At 44.7% G+C, this 16,691-nt stretch carries 15 protein-coding genes; 5 read left to right on the plus strand and 10 right to left on the minus strand.

The annotated features are described in order from the left end of the window. Positions 1–205 precede the first annotated feature (205 nt). From FCL46_RS24325 to FCL46_RS24365, 9 genes are all read right to left on the minus strand, one after another. Positions 206–1,159 carry a response regulator gene (locus FCL46_RS24325; protein ID WP_167505983.1) on the minus strand — a complete coding sequence of 318 codons (954 nt, stop codon included), beginning with the start codon at positions 1,157–1,159 and terminating at the stop codon, positions 206–208. A 35-nt stretch (positions 1,160–1,194) separates the two neighbouring features. Continuing rightward, positions 1,195–2,523: an HlyD family type I secretion periplasmic adaptor subunit gene (locus FCL46_RS24330; protein ID WP_136809086.1), complete on the minus strand. Its 1,329-nt coding sequence runs from the start codon at positions 2,521–2,523 to the stop codon at positions 1,195–1,197. 47 nt (positions 2,524–2,570) lie between these two features. Continuing rightward, the gene (locus tag FCL46_RS24335; protein ID WP_136809087.1) at positions 2,571–4,763 is read right to left on the minus strand and encodes a peptidase domain-containing ABC transporter; all 2,193 of its coding nucleotides are present in this window, start codon (positions 4,761–4,763) and stop codon (positions 2,571–2,573) included. Next, on the minus strand, positions 4,760–6,475 hold the full coding sequence (locus FCL46_RS24340; protein ID WP_136809088.1) for a peptidase domain-containing ABC transporter: 1,716 nt from the start codon (positions 6,473–6,475) through the stop codon (positions 4,760–4,762). Before FCL46_RS24340 ends, FCL46_RS24335 begins: the two co-directional genes overlap by 4 nt. A gap of 682 nt (positions 6,476–7,157) precedes the next feature. Continuing rightward, entirely contained in the window at positions 7,158–7,715 is a 558-nt protein-coding gene (locus FCL46_RS24345; RefSeq protein ID WP_136809089.1) for an Hsp20/alpha crystallin family protein, read from the minus strand. Between the two features lie 21 nt (positions 7,716–7,736). Beyond that, complete coding sequence (locus tag FCL46_RS24350) at positions 7,737–8,123, minus strand: Hsp20/alpha crystallin family protein (RefSeq protein ID WP_136809090.1); 387 nt, start codon at positions 8,121–8,123, stop codon at positions 7,737–7,739. 49 nt (positions 8,124–8,172) lie between these two features. Beyond that, complete coding sequence (locus FCL46_RS24355; protein ID WP_136809091.1) at positions 8,173–8,619, minus strand: Hsp20/alpha crystallin family protein; 447 nt, start codon at positions 8,617–8,619, stop codon at positions 8,173–8,175. A 103-nt stretch (positions 8,620–8,722) separates the two neighbouring features. Next, positions 8,723–9,685, minus strand: coding sequence for a patatin-like phospholipase family protein (locus FCL46_RS24360; protein ID WP_136809092.1), 963 nt, complete (start codon positions 9,683–9,685; stop codon positions 8,723–8,725). A gap of 78 nt (positions 9,686–9,763) precedes the next feature. Beyond that, positions 9,764–11,200, minus strand: a complete 1,437-nt coding sequence (locus FCL46_RS24365; RefSeq protein ID WP_136809093.1) for a TGS domain-containing protein — start codon at positions 11,198–11,200, stop codon at positions 9,764–9,766. 732 nt (positions 11,201–11,932) lie between these two features. Between FCL46_RS24365 and FCL46_RS24370 the strand changes: the two genes are divergently transcribed. The 5 genes from FCL46_RS24370 to FCL46_RS24390 all read left to right on the plus strand — a co-directional run bounded on the left by FCL46_RS24370 (position 11,933) and on the right by FCL46_RS24390 (position 15,800). Beyond that, positions 11,933–12,391 carry a NifB/NifX family molybdenum-iron cluster-binding protein gene (locus FCL46_RS24370; protein WP_136809094.1) on the plus strand — a complete coding sequence of 153 codons (459 nt, stop codon included), beginning with the start codon at positions 11,933–11,935 and terminating at the stop codon, positions 12,389–12,391. Then, a complete protein-coding gene (locus FCL46_RS24375; RefSeq protein WP_136809095.1) occupies positions 12,373–13,317 on the plus strand; it encodes a nucleotide-binding protein in 945 nt (314 codons plus the stop codon). Before FCL46_RS24370 ends, FCL46_RS24375 begins: the two co-directional genes overlap by 19 nt. Continuing rightward, positions 13,314–14,201: an ATP-binding protein gene (locus tag FCL46_RS24380; protein ID WP_136809096.1), complete on the plus strand. Its 888-nt coding sequence runs from the start codon at positions 13,314–13,316 to the stop codon at positions 14,199–14,201. Before FCL46_RS24375 ends, FCL46_RS24380 begins: the two co-directional genes overlap by 4 nt. 51 nt (positions 14,202–14,252) lie before the next feature. Then, on the plus strand, positions 14,253–15,290 hold the full coding sequence (locus FCL46_RS24385) for an Mrp/NBP35 family ATP-binding protein (protein ID WP_217909515.1): 1,038 nt from the start codon (positions 14,253–14,255) through the stop codon (positions 15,288–15,290). A 159-nt stretch (positions 15,291–15,449) separates the two neighbouring features. Next, complete coding sequence (locus tag FCL46_RS24390; protein WP_136809098.1) at positions 15,450–15,800, plus strand: TusE/DsrC/DsvC family sulfur relay protein; 351 nt, start codon at positions 15,450–15,452, stop codon at positions 15,798–15,800. Between the two features lie 115 nt (positions 15,801–15,915). On the opposite strand, the gene FCL46_RS24395 is transcribed toward FCL46_RS24390, so the two are convergent. Beyond that, a complete protein-coding gene (locus FCL46_RS24395) occupies positions 15,916–16,590 on the minus strand; it encodes a class I SAM-dependent methyltransferase (RefSeq protein WP_136809099.1) in 675 nt (224 codons plus the stop codon). Positions 16,591–16,691: the final 101 nt, after the last annotated feature.

Consider the following 16,691-nt stretch of genomic DNA (forward strand, 5'->3'; position numbering starts at 1 on the left):
GCCATTAATGAAAGTAACCATTCAGCCGACAGCCCTTCCTTACCTCAACCGTGAGTTATAACTGTTTAACAGTGCATCAGATACAATACACACAAGCGGGATGGTTAGCAGACGAGCAAAGATTTCCTGTTCTCAGACACCCTTCTAAAAGGCTGTATACTGAAAAGACTGATCATGTTGAGCAGATGAGTTTAGCTCCCCAGGCTCACCCCCAGTAATCATCTATTTCCCCACTTTCTTTGATAGGCTCCATGATCGCGGTTACCTGATTACCTTGCTTGTTGTAGACCAGACGATCAAACGACAGTTTGTTAGCCATGGCAATGCCGCGACCGTGGTTGTGGGAAGCTCGCGACGGGTCGAACTCCATAAAATTTTTCCAATTGAATCCTTTACCCTCATCGGTTACCTGCAAATAATAGATATCATCTCGTTTCTCGAAAATAACCAATACCTTTTTGTCCCTATACTCAGGAGCCCGAAGTCTTCTTTCAACCTCATCATGCCAGGTGTTGGCATGCATAAGCATAGTCTTCTCTTCATAGTTAATCGCAAGATTTCCATGCTCTACAGCGTTAACAAGAAGCTCCGAGATACCGGTAAGCGCCCTCTCTGGATCTGGAAAACAGTTTGCAAGAAAAGAAGCGAGACTCTTTCCCTCCTCAATAGAGGCGAAGCGGGACTTCAGCACCTCAATCAGTCCGAAACTCATACGGTTGCGGCGCATTTCGGCCTGCAGAATCCGTCTCTGCTGGATTTCGTTAACTGCAGCTGAGACAACGGATAACAGCGTCTTCCTCTCGATTGGCTTGGTCAGATAATAGAAGACTCCCGCTTTAATCCCTTCACTGATCTCCTCTGGCTTGTCTGCCGCAGTCTGCATGATGATGGGAATAAATTTCAGAACAGGATCAGTCAAAACTTTTCTCGTTACTTCCATCCCATCCATCTCCGGCATCAAACGGTCGAGCAATAATGCATCAAATTTATCTGGATTGGCATAAAGCGCATCCATTGCCTCGACCCCGTTTCGCGCCTGCTCAACCTCGTAGTTATTTTTTTCCATTACGCTGACAAGGAGATGCAAAGCCGTAGGGTTATCATCTACTGCCAGAATTGTTCCCCTCCGTGTTGTTGCCTTAGAAGTTTCTATAACCATTGTCATCGTGTAATTTTTTCAAAAAATTGAACATCTCACCGTTCTGAGAATGCTGAATTTAAGGCCTTATGAATCGGCTTGAGAAAATACGCCAGCAGACTCTTGGTACCCGTTATAATATCGACATTAACAATCATGCCAGGAAGTATCACATTTCTCCCTTCGACATTACCAACATAGTTTTTACCTAGTGATATTACTCCCTTGTAAAAACTCTGTCCCTGTTCATTAGTAAATGTGGTTGCTGATAAACCGGTAACTTTGCCATCTATTGACCCGTATCGTGAAAAATCATACGAAGTAACTTTGATAATTACCGGATATCCAATTTTTATATGACCTATATCGTTGGGAGAAACTTTTACTTCAGCAAAAAGTTCGCCCCCTGAAGGTACAATTTCCATAAGCCTGCTTCCCGGCCTGATAACTCCGCCAATAGTATTAACTTCAAGACCCTTTACCACCCCATTGGTAGGCGCACGAACTTCAAGCCGATTTACCTGCAATAACGCTTTTTCATACAAATCCTGTGTTTCAAAGCGTTTTTCCTCAACATCGCCGAGTTTTTGTAATACCTTTTCCCGAGCCTCGGATATTGTGGATTGCAGACGCGATTCATACTCACCGATCAGGTCTCTGCCCTGGATGATCTTGATTTGCAGAGTATCCACCTTCCCCTGCTGTTCATTCATTTCCTTAACAACCGCCAGATATGTTGTTTCTGATACCAAACGTTCATTAAACAGCTCATTCTGTGTTGCAAAGGCGGTGCGGGCAATTGTAAGACCTTCTCTTGCCGTGGCAAGTTCACGCTGCAGCAACCTGACCTGCTCTTCTTTCTGAGTGATTTGTCGCTGAATAACCTCCTGGCCGCGCAGGCTCGCCTCAATCATGCCTTCCAGGATCAATCTCTGCGATGTGGAGAGATCGTCATGCTCGTTAGTCAGTTTTTCAAGAGTGGAGTAATCACCTGTCAAAAATGAATGAAAGCGGGCAATCTGGAGATCCAGAATCTGGAGTTTTTTTCGAAGCCGCTTTAGGTCACTTTTTATTGCTTCACCACTCATGCGAATAAGCACCTGTCCCTTTTTCACATGATGCTCATCGCGTACCAGGATCGCATCAACAATTCCGCCTTCAAGGTGCTGAACAGACTGGACATGACCCGAAGGAACAATCTCGCCAAGAGCAGTTGCCTTTTCAGTTATCTGAGCAATACCCGCCCAGGCGACAAAAGCAATAAATCCCAGACAGATGAGTAGCATTGTCGTGCGAATAAGATACGGGGTTCTTGCCTCTTCCAGCATTGCTGACTGCGAGAGCAACCGTAACTGATTTTTCGAATCCTTTCCTTTTCTTCCCATAATGAGTATCTGACCCAAAAACCGAACTACTGTATTATTTTTCTCGATTATCGTTGCAGTGCATTAAGCAATTCTTCCGGGTCACCAGCCAGCACCTGGCCGTTGCCGGGGAGGTAGACCAACCTGTCTGCAAGCAGAACATCTTCTGTACGCTCTGTGACATAAAGAATTGTTTTTTCACCTCTTTTGTCCACAAGAAATCTTCTAAACATCTCACCGGTACTTTCATAGAGAACTGCAGAGGGAAATTCATCAAAAATCATCAACGGCGCGTCACGCAGATAACCGCGAGCAAGACTCAAACGAAACGTCAGAATTGAAGAGAGCTGCTCTGAACGATAATCGCCGATATAGGTATTCAGCTCTTCCGGCATCGCCTTGACATCTTCCAGTGCCCCAGCCCAGCGAAGCGCTTCGTACAATTCCTCATCAGATGCGTCAGGTTTTACCATCCGCAGATTTTTCTCCAGACTACCATGAAAAAGCTCCACCACTTGTGGGACATAAGATATATTTTTCCGCAGCTGGATAGGGTCTCTCTGGCGAATATCAAGACCGTCGATAAGTATCGACCCCACCTGCGGGTCGTATAGACCATTAACAAGCTTTAAAAGTGAGGTCTTACCACTGCCCGAAGCACCCGCAATAGCAATAATCTCTCCCTTTTTGATATCCAGTGTCAGGCCGGATAGGACCGGGCTTCTATCACCGCTGTAGCGCAACCCGACACCATTAAACGTTATATTACCATGTAGTTGAACAGGGTCGACGGTTACTGTCGCCAGTTTTCCCTCAGGTGGAGTCTTGATCAGTTTATGCACCTGATTGATAGACCTGAAAATATACCGAATCCTCACAAGGGAATTGCAGATCGACTGCATCGGAGTCAGCACCCTCCAGACCAGCATCATTGAAGCTATCAACCCTCCCAGTGTAACATGCCCCTGCCAGGCGAGCCAAATCCCGGTCGTTAGAGTCGAAACACCTGCAATAATAGAAAGTCCATAAGCAAAAGCTTCTATAAACGAAGTCAGAAAGGCTGAGGTAAAGCTGGTAAGCGCAGCTTCTCCCGATAAAATATTAAATCGCTTAAGCCAGGCATCACCCAGCCCATGGGCTCGTAGTGCCCTGCTCTTTTTCATGGTTTCCACCAGCAGGGCCTGCTTATTTACGCTGGCCTGGGCACCTTTTTCTGTGCTCGCCTGTATTCGCGGCAGAAATACCGCCCCAAGAATAAAATAGCAGACGGCCAGAAGCACCGGGACAATTGCCAGCGGCCCGCCTATCACCGCTATAGTAAAAATAAAGATGAGCGTAAATGGCAGCTCCAACACACTTATTCCAGTGGGGCCTGAGAAAAAATCACGGATCGAGTCAAAATCTTTGATACGTGCAACCTGAGAAGGAATAGATGAGCCTTCAATCAGCCGCGGAGGCAAAAACAACAATCTCTCAAAAATGATCTGGCTGGTGATAGCATCCACTCTCACACCGAAATAGGCGAGACTACGTGCACGCAGATACCGGAGCACAGTCTCCAGAATCATGGCAATCAAGACTCCGAAAATAATGTACTTGAGTGTATCGATAGACCGGGTTCCTATCACTTTATCATACACAACCATGACAAACAGCGATGAGGTGAGCGCCAGAATATTGATGAGCAGGCTGACAAAAAAAGTCTGGAAAAAAATTGTGTCGAATCGTTTTGACAAATTACGAAACCAGGTAAACGGACTGTCAGAGACGTTTGTTGAAATCTTGTCCTTAGCTGTCGACTCCTTCGTCCGCTGTGAGAAAATATAGAGTTCTCCCCGGCAGTTTGAAAAATCGGATAGCGGCAAGACTTTATTCTGGAGGGGATCATATGCCTTGGTTCCTTCAAGTTCCGGAGCCGGGAGCAGTACAAGCGCCCGTTCTGGGCAGCCGCTGTCTTCATCGGCAAGAAAGAGACAGGGGGCAAGCCTGGTATCAAAGCTCTGCAGCCTCACCGTCGAACTTTCTGCATTAAAACCAAGATTTATCATGATATTGACTAAATCTATCTGGTCCAGCTCTCCAGGCATATGCGGCAATGCCTCACAAACCTGGGATATCTGCCCCCTCCAACTCAGCGCGCTTAATAAAAACGTTAAGGTCTGAGCATATTCTGAGACCCTGTCCAACCCCAGCCATTTAGCCGGTGCCAACACATCCTGCATGTTTTGTGATTCTTTAAACAGGTGTAACTCACCACTCATACCCGGAACTCCCTGAAAGGAAGGATGGAGTGAATCTTTGAATCTGCCGGCATTGATTCATAGAGTCTTCCTTTACTGAGAAAAAATTCTTTATCCGCCAGTCGGAGTATATTTCGATCATCGGAAATGATTAGCAACACAGTTCTACGCTTTAGTCGTCCAAGCAATGTAAAGATCAGGTTGTAGCCCCCTTTATCAAGACTGCGGTCGGCATTATCAAACAGAATCACCCGCGGCTTGTTTGCCAGTACACGGGCTATGGCAATTCGCTGCTTCAGGCCGGGCGGCACGGGGTCAGTCACATTATCCGTGAGCAGGGTGTCGAACCCTTCCGGTAAAATCGCCACAGCTTCATCAATTTTCAAAAACCTGGCTGCGATCATCGCGTCCTCTTCCCGGGTAGTTCCGAAAAACGTTAGATTTTCGCGAATTGTTCCATGAAATATAGTCCCTTCCTCAGGTAGATAACCAACATGACTATTTAAAAGTGACGGCAATACGCGATGCGGCTCATTACCATCAACGGTGATTATTCCTTCAGTCGGTGCAACTATACCGGTAATAAGCTGCATGAATGTTGTCTTGCCACAACCAGCAGCACCTGAAACAGATATTGAATCCCCTGCTTTCAGCTCAAGGCTGATATCTTCAAAAAGCTTCTTTTTGGCCCCCATATAACTAAAAGAGACATTATCAAATACCACATGCCCTTCCAGCCGCTTCATTTCTTTAGTGTAACTGTACTCAATGGTGGGCAGGTTAAAAATATCACTCAGTTCCTTCTTATCGACAAAGAACGACTGGAACCTTGTCCACAGCGACATTGCGCGCTGGACTGGCTGCATAACCCTGCCGGACAATAGCACACAGGCGGCAAGTCCACCCGTTCCCATCTCTCCATGAATGACCTTGATTGCGCCTAGAGAGACTACCGCAACAGTCATGATCTGGGCAAAGAGAGCACCACAGTTCATAGCAATAGTGTTAGTCAGTGCAACCTGATAGTGCGCTTGGGATATCCGGCCCTGCAGCCTGTCGTTGCGCCGCAGGAAGAACTTCTCCAGCCCCACACCTTTCAGGGTATGAATATTGGATAACGTCTCGATAATAAAATTATATCGAATTTTGCTGCTGAAATCCTGCTCCTGCACCTGTTTGCGCAAACGATACCCTACAGTCCAGGCGAGCAGACAAAAAAGCAGGAATAACCCTAAAGGAACATAAACGAGGTCTCCGGCGATATACCAGATCAAGTACAAAAAAATACATATGAACGGGAGATCAACAATAGTCAGCAGTGCCTGACCAGAATAAAACCCACGCAATCGGCTTATTGCCGCCATTTTCTGTAGATAAGCGCCTGATCCATGCTGCTCAAAATGCTCGGTCACTGCACTGAGTATCTGCTTCATTGCCAAGCAGGATGTCGTATGCTCAAAAACGGCACCAGACCACGAAGTAAGGTATGACCTGGCAATTCGTAGTGACATTTCAAGTACTACTGCAGTAAACACTACAAGGACAAGCAATGACAGGGTACCTACGCCATGATTCGGCAGAATACGATCATAGGCTTGCAACATCATGATTGGCATCGCCAGAGCCAATAGATTTATCACTAACGAAGAAAGGATGAGGTGAAATATATTTTGCTTGAACTCACGACTCATCCAGCCGCGTTGAATTTTGGGTTCCTTAAGAATTCCTGCCACCTAATCTATAAGATTTGTTAGCGAAGCGAGCTGTCAGAGTATTATATCGACAAGCCGTTACCAGATATATAGAAAACAGAGAGGCTTTTGGTCACACCCCCCGAAACTCTCAATGAGTATTTCGTATGGATTCAGCACTGACACACCTTTGACAACCAGGACAGTTTTCCAGCTGGTTGTTGACACCAGTTGCACATTATGCAAACGCTTTGGACTCACTGATAATAGATAGCTGTTACCAATAATTATACGATAGCAGTATTCTCGTAATTTATGAAGGGCATGGAAAATGTTTGCCTGTTAGCCGGTTTCGCCACCATTAACCGTACTCATCTCTTATCAAGATATCTGCGCCAGGAGATTTTCGGACTGAACCCTTTTTACGCAGCTGAAAAATGTTACAAGCCACTTGCGGTAGTGTATGAAATAGGGAGGATAAAATCTGGAGAGCAACGAAGAGTTAGGTGAAAAGCACAGTTCTTGGATGGCAACTCTCTCAGGAGAAGCTACTGTTACAACTGCTGTATAAACAACTGCCCCTTACAGCAAAACAGCCTGCATGCAATTGTTCAAGCTTTCATGGCCTGTAGATAATACATAATACTTCCAGGCAAAACTGAATGAATATATGGAGCCAGCTCTGCCTGGAAGATAAGATTCAAAAAATTTTTGAACGTCCTATCTACTCAGGCCCCCCTATTTCAATTCTTTTGGAGTCTGTGGAAATTTGATCTCGCCGCGGGACTGAAATTGTCAATATTCCATCCTTGAATTTTGCCTCAATGTTTTCCTCTTCTGCATCATCGGGGAGAGTCAATGTGCGGTAAAATGAACCATACGAACGTTCAATTCGGTAATAGTTTGTCTCCTTATTTTCCTGTTCCTGTCTCTTTTCTCCTTTTATAATCAAACATCTGCCGGACAACTCAAGAGTCATATCTTTTTCGCTAACTCCAGGAACCTCAACAGTGATGGTATACTCCTTGTTGTTCGCTCCAATATCCACGTGGGGCCGGATCATATCGGAACCGGTAAGTGGTGTGAGACTATGCTTCAGTCGGGACAGCGGCCACCTCGTATCATCCAGCATATTGTCAAATATACTGTCAAATTCCTGAAAAGGTTGAACAGAAGATAGCTCAGATCGGCGCTCTCGTGGTGATCGCTTGACAGGAAAGAAATCCTTTTTTTCTTCCTCATGTTGAAACCAATTCCATGGTGCCAGTTTTTTAATATCCATAACCTGCCTCTATATGGTGCTTTATGCTACCTTGATCTCAATCTGTTTAGGTTTAGCAGCTTCTGACTTGGGCAGATGCAACTGAAGAACCCCATTGCTCAAAACAGCGTTGACCTTTGATATATCGATAGTCTGTGGTATCGAGAATACTCTGTGGAATTCCACATCACCAAACTCTTCCCAGGTCGCAGCGCCCTGTACTCCAAGTCGTCGGGTACTACTCAGCATAAGTTTTCCGTTATCGATGTTGATAGACAAATTTTCCTTTGCCACACCAGGCATATCAGCATACAAAAGAATTTCTTCATCATTCTCAAAGATGTCCACTACAGGGCTGACGGTATTCAATTGTTGAAGCACCTCCGGGTTAGTCTCTTCTCTTTTCATGATTTCGGATGTATCACTCATGGAATTACCTCCATCAATATTGTGCTTAAAGAAATAACGTGCTCCTGGCCTATGAGATTTTAATCTGCCGTGGTTGGGCAGATTCAGATTTAGGTAGCGACAAGCGAAGAATGCCATTTGTCACTGTAGCCTCAACCCCATCAACATTCACATCTGCAGGCAGGGTAAAACTCCGTGTGAATGAACCGGAGACTCTTTCATGCCGATGAGTAGAGTACCCTTCTGGAATATCGGACTTCCGTGTTCCACTCAACTCAAGATAGTTGCCCTGGATTTTCACACTCAAATCTTCTTTTGAACAACCTGGAACCTCAACTAATATCTCGAACTTACCACCAAGATCGTAGAGGTTGGTTCGCGGCATCCCTGCATCCATTGTCACGCCAGTACCATAACGATGAGCACGGTCAAAATCAGATAATAGCCCACCAACACGGTTCTGCAGTAGATCAAAAGTCCTGAACATTCGATCGATATCACTCAATCGTGTCAACATAAGAGCACCTCCTAATGAATAGTATCTTTAATTGAGCACGCACTACCCAAACGACCTGACGGAATAATGCGCCCACTAGATCGCCTTAATTTTGCAACGCATGTCAAACGGACGCCAACAACGTCTGAATGTCTTCGAGTTTCTCTTTCGCTCCAATATACCCTTCCTCAATGGCGTGCTCCACCCGATCAAAATTCATCATTTTCAGCTCGCCAAGACGTGGTTGGATCAGTATGTCCGGACGGTCTACAGCCAAATTGATGCGGGTAATTCTCTCCTGCATTATACTGATGGATGTCATTATGGTTTCAATAATATCCGGGGCAACTGATAGGCGGCGCGAGGGATCAATGTTTGTAATGGGTTTATCCTTAAGTCCCCCCTCAGAGCCCGCATAAAAACTCATCATCCTTTCGAAGAGTTCATGGTTTTTTTTATTCTCTTCCGGGGATGGTAACTGCTCGGGCCCTGTAAGTATTTCACGATGAAACTGAGATTTGTGCGAAACTATTCTGCTATTCAAATCAACTGCTATAACAACCCCGGCACCCATTGCTCGTGCAACACCCACCGGTACCGGATCAACTACACCACCATCCACGAGCCAACGTCCTTTGATGCACACTGGTGCAAAAAGTCCGGGATAGGACATTGTGGCTCGAAGCGCTTCAACAAGATTGCCGGTTTTTAATACAACTTTTTCTCCGCGTTCAAGATCCGTTGCCACCATCACCAGTGGAATTTCAAGTTCTTCAAAGGACTGCATGTCGGTATGCATTGAGAAGAGTTCGTGTACACGTCTTGAGCCGTTCAGTAGACCTGATCGGGGGAAGACTACATCAAGGTAGGAAAAAATCTTTTTGCCATTCATTCGCAGCAGGAACTCCTTCAAACTATGTATTTTCCCACTTGCATACAAAGCTCCGATATAGCCTCCAACACTGCAACCGGCAATGAAATCAATTGGGATATTGGCTTCCTCAAGTGCTTCGATGACACCAATATGAGCCCAGCCACGAGAAGCACCACAGCCCAGAACCAGTCCGACGGTCTTTGGGGATGACATAATATGTCTGCCTCCATAAAAAAGTTATCCACCAACAATCCGCAGATCTATCCCGTCTTTTTTTAGCTACATCTACCGCTACAGCCCGGAGGCTGTCTGTAATGACAACACACCTCGAACATCTGAACTCAAGTCAGATGAGTGAGAATCATCTTCTCTGGAATCAACGACAGAAATGATCTCAACTGAATCTCCATCTTTTAAGATATGCCTGAGACCTACCGTATTTCCATTGACCGTTACTCGATCTTTTGCAGAAACAGTCATGCCCACTTTCTGAAAATACTGCCTGAGTGTTGTGTTTTCAGGAAGTTGAATGATTCGCCCTTCCCTGCCAAAAATTACGATACTTCCCTCATGAACCTGTTGCTGAAGGAGTTGAAAAAACGCTTCCACATTTGGTGAAGAAGAATACGCTTCGGCTGACTCTTTGTATCCTGGAAATTTTTGTAAACGCTTTCCAGCAGCAAACGCCCGCCTCCGTCTCTTATACTGCCAGTGCGCTGCGATACCTGATTCGGATTCTTTATGCATACATTCAGTACGGATTTGAAATTCTATTGGCTTATAAGCAACATCACGAACAGGGTACACACAGGTATGCAGGGACTGGTAGCCGTTTGCTTTTGGAGAGCCTATGTAATCATCGAAAGAACCGGGAATCGGTTGGAAATGCGAATGCAGAATCCCCAGAATCCGATAACATTCAGGGACAGTATGAACAATTATTCTGAGACCGATACGATCGAGAATAGATTCAAGACTTCTACCACAATGGTAAACTTTACAGTAAATACTATAAAGACTCTTGACCCTTCCCTGAATTTCCCCTTTGATTCCGTTTATTTTCAGCAAGCGGCGTATTACAGTTTTGATAAGGTCCAGGCATTGTTCATCCTCACTTGAAAGAGGTGCAACCTGTTCTTTAAGGGCAACATACATCTCTGGTTGAAGAAGCCTGAACGCGGCATCCTCCAGTTCCCGGCGCAATCTCCGAAGATTAAGCATGCTTGCAACCGGTACAGCATACAATAAAACATCATCAGCTATCGCAAGGCCATGTGAGTGTTCACCTGCAATAGTTTTTTTGAGCTCCAGTAAAAGAAATGAAAGCAATACGGTTGTCAGGCAGATATCAAGGGGGGAAGAGACACTCATTCTCTGCAGGTCTTTAAGAAAACATCGGTCTGAACTACTTTTGAAGGCTGGTTGATGTTCGAATTGTTTTAAAATCCTGGAGACTTTTTTTCCGAATTTTTTTTTGATAAAAGCAAGGGATATGGAGTGCTCCCACAATACTGGTGCAATAAGGAAAGAGACTATTGCACTGGCATCCGCACCCTGATCAATCAGGATCTGTGCAACGCTGTTTATATGCGTAGCACCTTTAAAGGGATGGGCTTCGACAAGAAGGAGAGCTTCTTGAATAAGAAGAGCTTCTGAGTTGGTGTAACTATTTAAATTATTTAAAAGAGCAGTGTTTTTACAGTCTAACCCAGATGTAATTCTCCACATATCTCCCTCCCTTATACAACAAAGGAATATGACGGGTGAATTTAATACAGGTCGTAGTTTTCTATTTTAACACACGCTTACGCAATCGTAGAGGAAAGGACATGTCTTTCAGTTCCTCCACCCCGCGCTACTCTATTTATAAGGATATCGTATTTCGTATTCAAGTGTCAATATTAGCAGCATTTGAAAATATAGGCAGGTTCGCAACAATGCATACTTAAACAATGTTGAGGAAATCATTTCCAGATGGTAGCCCTGGCCGAAACTACCATACTTAAAGCGATTAAAAACACTCAGAAAAAAAGCGGCAAATCTGCTAACAGGTTTCCATCCTAAAGGTCATCAGGTGGTTCAAGATCGAGGCCACCTTGCAAATGATGCTGCTTAACCCCCAACCTGCAATGAATTTGGGTATGTCTGGCTTCAAATGTGTAAATGGAAAATACGATTAGGAAGTTGTCCGAGACAGCCAGTGAAACTACGTTGATTGATAATCAACATTTGTTCCTTCAGCTTTTTAGAGACCAACTTGCAACCATTTATAAGCGTTCTCGACACATACCAACTTTCACGCCTCAAGACTCTAAAATAATTACCACTTTGTAGTTCTTGCATGTGTTTTTTTTCTTCTTAACGTCTCTACATAGTGAAGATTAGACATCCCTAACAAAACTTTCCTGCGTATTACCTCAAAAAAAACAGAAGACAATAAAAGACCCAAAGGAGGGTGATATGAAACTTTGCATAACCTCTACAGGAAGAGATATGGCAGCAATTGTGGACACGGCGTTTGGCAGGGCTTCCTTTTTTTTAATTATAGATACGGAAACCAAGGAAACGGAAGTCGTCGACAATAGTGCAGCCTCACAGACACAAGGGGCAGGGATCGCCGCTGCACAACTCATCACGAATAAAGGCGTTAACGCAGTACTGACTGGCTATGTCGGCCCCAATGCTTCTAATGCTCTCCAACAGTCAGATATCATGATCTACGAAGGTCTCTCACCACAAGACACAGTTCAAGAGGCTCTGACTAAATTTACTCGAGGTGAATATCGCAAGGCTGAATCAGCTGCACCAGAAGAAGCACCTTTCAGACCCGGACAAGGAAGAGGACTTGGCCGAGGAATGGGGCGCGGGATGGGACAAGGTCACGGCCAAGGGCGCGGAAGATGCCGAAAAGTCAAATAAAGACATTGCAACCCGAAGTTCTTGCAGCCTATCATAAAAAGCGCTTCCAGACACCTGTGATTGGTGTAACAGGTGGCAAAGGGGGCGTTGGTAAAACGACTGTTGCCGTAAATATTGCCTGTGCCTTGGCAAATTTCGGGCATAAGGTTGCTTTGGTCGATGCCGATGTGGATGCCCCTAATGCTGCAATTCTCATGGGTATGAGGTTGGACGACCCCGTCGATATTTTTATCACTGTACCGTATGTTGATCCAATACTCTGCACCAGATGTGGTGCCTGTATAGAAGCATGTCGCCTTAATTCTCTCTTTCTTCCTCAGAACAAGCCCCCCGTACTGCTCGGAGCATGTAATGGTTGCGAAGCCTGCCTTTTGGTATGCGAACCAAACGCCATACGCCGAGGTAAAAGAACAATCGGCACGACATATAAGACAACACAGGGGAATGTTGCTGTTTATACAGGTGAACTCATACCATCACTTGAAGAAAGTGCAATTGTAGTAGACAGACTCAAGGTAAGAGTGTTTCAGGAAGCTGCGGATTTTGACCTCATTATTGTTGACACATCGCCTGGAGCACACTGCAATGTTATTAAAGCTTTGCAAGGTGCAGACATGGTGATAGCGGTGACAGAACCCACTCCACTTGGTGCTCATGACTTCGGACTCATCCTGGAACTCCTGGACATCTTGAAGCTTAAATGCACCGCATTTTTGAACCGGGCTGACTTACCTTCATCGAAGAAGTTTGAACAGGATATGACAGATACGCATAACATAGTTTTTGAGACTAAACTCAATTGCGACGACTTACTCATCAAGAGTTATGTACATGGAAAGCCTTTTGTTACATTGTTTCCTGAGGCTGCAGGCGCCATGACGTTTATCCGGTTAGCTCAACACATTGCACACGAGAACCTGCCATGAAGGAAATCGTGATACTCAGCGGTAAAGGGGGCGTTGGCAAATCATCTATTGCTGCATCACTTGGTGTTATCCTGGCCAGGAAATATACAGTGGTGCTAGCCGATACAGATGTAGATGCGCCTAACCTTAACTTGGTCCTTGGGGCAAAACTACGAAACTCTGAAGAGATAGCAGCATCCTCCAAGGCATGTATCGATTATGACAAATGTATTGGCTGTATGATGTGCAAAGATGTTTGTAAATTTTCATCAATATGCGGCGCGGATAAACCTGTAATTATTCCTTATTCCTGTGAAGGGTGTGGCGCATGCTCGTTAATATGCCCGGAGAAGGCCATTGAGATACATGATGTAGTTAATGGGCAGCTCAATATTTTTGATACAGTAAACATGTTACTTGTTACCGGTGAACTGCACATAGGGGGATCCAGTTCGGGTCATATCGTAGATATCGTTAAAAAGAGAGCAAGGCTGGAAGCCACGAATTCCCATGCAGAAATACTCCTTACTGACGGGCCTCCAGGAATTGGCTGTCCCGTCATCGCCTCACTCAAAGGTGCTGATTATGTGATTCTGGTAACCGAGCCGACACCGGCAGCGCTTAATGATTTAAAACGGGTCGTGGAGGTCGTAAAACATTTCAAAATTCCTCTGGGCATAACGCTGAACAGATCCGATATCCATCTTGAGTCGCAGAGAGCAATACGACAATTTGCTGATGAAAACGGGTATTTCATACTCTCAGAAATACCTTATGACAACAGTATGCCAATGGCTGTGGCGAACGCGCAACCAGTGATCTCAGCCTACCCTTCAGCTCCCGGGTCGTTGGCATTACAAACGTTGGCAGAGGTTTTGTCTGAGAAAATCACTGAACAGGTATAGAAAACTCCTGGAATGACGAAAAATTTAATTCAGTCTCACGAGGCAATTCTAATGGATGAGAAGCAGATCATAGAATCCCTGCAGTTCGTTCTGCATCCAAAATTGAAAAAGAGTCTCATCGATATAGGCATGATTAAAAACATCTCCGTAAAAGGCGGTGCAGTTACACTCGATTTGGCTCTAAAAAGCGAACGTTCGCCCCTGAGAAAAGTATTAGTAGCTCAAATAGAGAAAGCAGTGGGGGCTTTGCCCGGTGTTTCTTCTGTACAGGTGGGCATCATTACTTTGAGTCGGGAAGAGTTTGAAAAAATATTTCCCAGAGCTCCGTTGAAAGGTATTGAAAATGTAACACATTTTTTAGCGGTGGCGAGCGGGAAAGGAGGTGTGGGTAAAACGACGGTCGCTGTAAATTTGGCTCTGGCTCTTGCTCAACATGGGCTAAAGGTAGGGCTTATGGATGCCGACATTTATGGGCCCAGCGTGCCGTTGATGTTGGGTATTACCGAGACCTTGGCCCAGAAGGACAATATGATAATTCCCAAAGAAAAATATGGATTACGAATTATGTCATTGGGAATGACTGCCTCCAGCAACGAAGCCTTTATCTGGCGGGGTCCTCTGGTTTCCAAGATGATTCATCAGTTGTTTGATCAGGTGAATTGGGGAGAACTCGATTATCTGGTTATAGACCTTCCCCCCGGAACCGGAGACCCTTCAATTGCAGTTGCAAACGCAATCCCACACTGTTCAATTCTCATGGTAACAACGCCTCAGGAAGTTGCCTTGGCAGATGTCAGGCGAGCCATTGAACTCTTTCATAAAACGGGACAGACAATCGTAGGCCTGGTTGAAAACATGTCGTATTTCATCTGCAGTCATTCGGAACAACCAATTGAAATATTTGGACACGGAGGCGGAGAGAAACTCCAGGAAGAAACAGGTATTCCCCTATTGGGTACACTGCCAATTGACCTTGAGTTGCAGCAGGGTGGTGACTCTGGAGTTCCATTACTGGTCTCATTACCGGACTCTGCAACTAGTAATATTTTTCGGACAATAGCAAAGAAAATAGCAGACCAAATGCATTGATAGTCTTCAATAACCTTGAACATGAAAAACATGGAACCTTACAAATGACCTACTTCGTCTCGATTTCGATCATGGTCATTAAATGACCTTGATACGAGGAAAAACATACGGTTATCCATAAGTACATTACCTATGTATTCAACAATGGAGGTAAGGATAATGGCTGAATTAGAATATGCAGGGAAAAAGGTCAGCATAGATAACAATGGTTTTTTAGTCCACCTTGACGACTGGAATGAGGACGTGGCTCAGGTACTTGCCAAACGTGAGGGAATGAGTGATTTAGATGATCATCAGATGGAAATCGTAAAATTCATGCGGGATTATTATAAAAAATTCAACGCATTTCCAATTTTAAGTTACGTCTGTAAGAACGTTCATCAGCCGAGAAATTGTGTTGCCGAGGCGTTCATCGACCCGATGAAAGCATGGAAAATCGCAGGTCTTCCGGAAGCGTCGCACATCCGATTTGAAACCGTTGATGAAAAACATTTTGTATTGGAAACATGAAAGCCAGCATAGAGGCCATGTCTTCATGCTCTCATTAATGGAAATTTGGCTTATAAAGGATTGGTTACATGTAGAGCAAGGGTATACTCCTGAATGCTCCCCCCACTAATCAAGCCTATATCTTCTGAGTTCTTAGGCGATTATCCCCTGTGGTTTTGCGGCAACGTATAAGTTTGCTTTTACCCGATGGGGTGTGTGATAGGGAGACGTCAGGGAAGATTCTCTCAAAAGGGGTAAGCCCTTGCTGTAAAAATTCCCGTGAATCAGTTGGTCCCATCATCAGCATCCGTATATAAAATAGTATCTTGATTATGGGATGTTTTGGTATCTGATGCTCCATAATCAATACCTGTCCATCTGACTTTACCACTCGTTTCATCTCCCAAAGAGCGCCTGTCCTGTCCTGCCCTTTCAATTCGTATAGAGCATGGGAACAACAAACGACATCAAAGCAATCATCATTAAAAGACAAATACGCTGCATCCCCCTGGACAAGTACGATCCTGCTGGCCTTATCCTTGTGTTTTGCTTTATGCAGCATACCAGTAGAAAAATCATAACCTACTGCCAGGGCATCAGCATATTTTTCCGCGAAAGCAAGAACAACTGATCCGGTACCACAGCAGATGTCTAATATTCTCAAGTGCTTTTTCTTTTCTATTCCGACAGACTCAACCAGAAACCTGCGTGTCTCTTCTCTGTGGCGACCGCTATGGATTTGTATGAAAAAATCATAAAAATACGCAAAAACATTATAATATTTCTGTCGACCAGATCGTATTTTTGGCATAGTTGGACGTTTTTTAAGAATCCCTCGTTATATGAAATAAGTGTCCTGGTTCGTAATCCTGGAAAGTTGCATATCTCATATAAAACTATATCACAGATCAA

The organism is Desulfosediminicola flagellatus (assembly GCF_005116655.2).
GTDB lineage: Bacteria > Desulfobacterota > Desulfobulbia > Desulfobulbales > Desulfocapsaceae > Desulfopila > Desulfopila flagellata.

Excerpts from the sequence above, each read along its gene's own strand:
- FCL46_RS24325 (WP_167505983.1), bottom strand. The coding sequence starts at position 1,159 with ATGGTTATAGAAACTTCTAAGGCAACAACACGGAGGGGAACAATTCTG.
- FCL46_RS24330 (WP_136809086.1), bottom strand. The coding sequence starts at position 2,523 with ATGGGAAGAAAAGGAAAGGATTCGAAAAATCAGTTACGGTTGCTCTCG.
- FCL46_RS24335 (WP_136809087.1), bottom strand. The coding sequence starts at position 4,763 with ATGAGTGGTGAGTTACACCTGTTTAAAGAATCACAAAACATGCAGGAT.
- FCL46_RS24345 (WP_136809089.1), bottom strand. The coding sequence starts at position 7,715 with ATGGATATTAAAAAACTGGCACCATGGAATTGGTTTCAACATGAGGAA.
- FCL46_RS24350 (WP_136809090.1), bottom strand. The coding sequence starts at position 8,123 with ATGAGTGATACATCCGAAATCATGAAAAGAGAAGAGACTAACCCGGAG.
- FCL46_RS24355 (WP_136809091.1), bottom strand. The coding sequence starts at position 8,619 with ATGTTGACACGATTGAGTGATATCGATCGAATGTTCAGGACTTTTGAT.
- FCL46_RS24360 (WP_136809092.1), bottom strand. The coding sequence starts at position 9,685 with ATGTCATCCCCAAAGACCGTCGGACTGGTTCTGGGCTGTGGTGCTTCT.
- FCL46_RS24365 (WP_136809093.1), bottom strand. The coding sequence starts at position 11,200 with ATGTGGAGAATTACATCTGGGTTAGACTGTAAAAACACTGCTCTTTTA.
- FCL46_RS24370 (WP_136809094.1), top strand. The coding sequence starts at position 11,933 with ATGAAACTTTGCATAACCTCTACAGGAAGAGATATGGCAGCAATTGTG.
- FCL46_RS24375 (WP_136809095.1), top strand. The coding sequence starts at position 12,373 with ATGCCGAAAAGTCAAATAAAGACATTGCAACCCGAAGTTCTTGCAGCC.
- FCL46_RS24380 (WP_136809096.1), top strand. The coding sequence starts at position 13,314 with ATGAAGGAAATCGTGATACTCAGCGGTAAAGGGGGCGTTGGCAAATCA.
- FCL46_RS24385 (WP_217909515.1), top strand. The coding sequence starts at position 14,253 with ATGGATGAGAAGCAGATCATAGAATCCCTGCAGTTCGTTCTGCATCCA.
- FCL46_RS24390 (WP_136809098.1), top strand. The coding sequence starts at position 15,450 with ATGGCTGAATTAGAATATGCAGGGAAAAAGGTCAGCATAGATAACAAT.
- FCL46_RS24395 (WP_136809099.1), bottom strand. The coding sequence starts at position 16,590 with ATGCCAAAAATACGATCTGGTCGACAGAAATATTATAATGTTTTTGCG.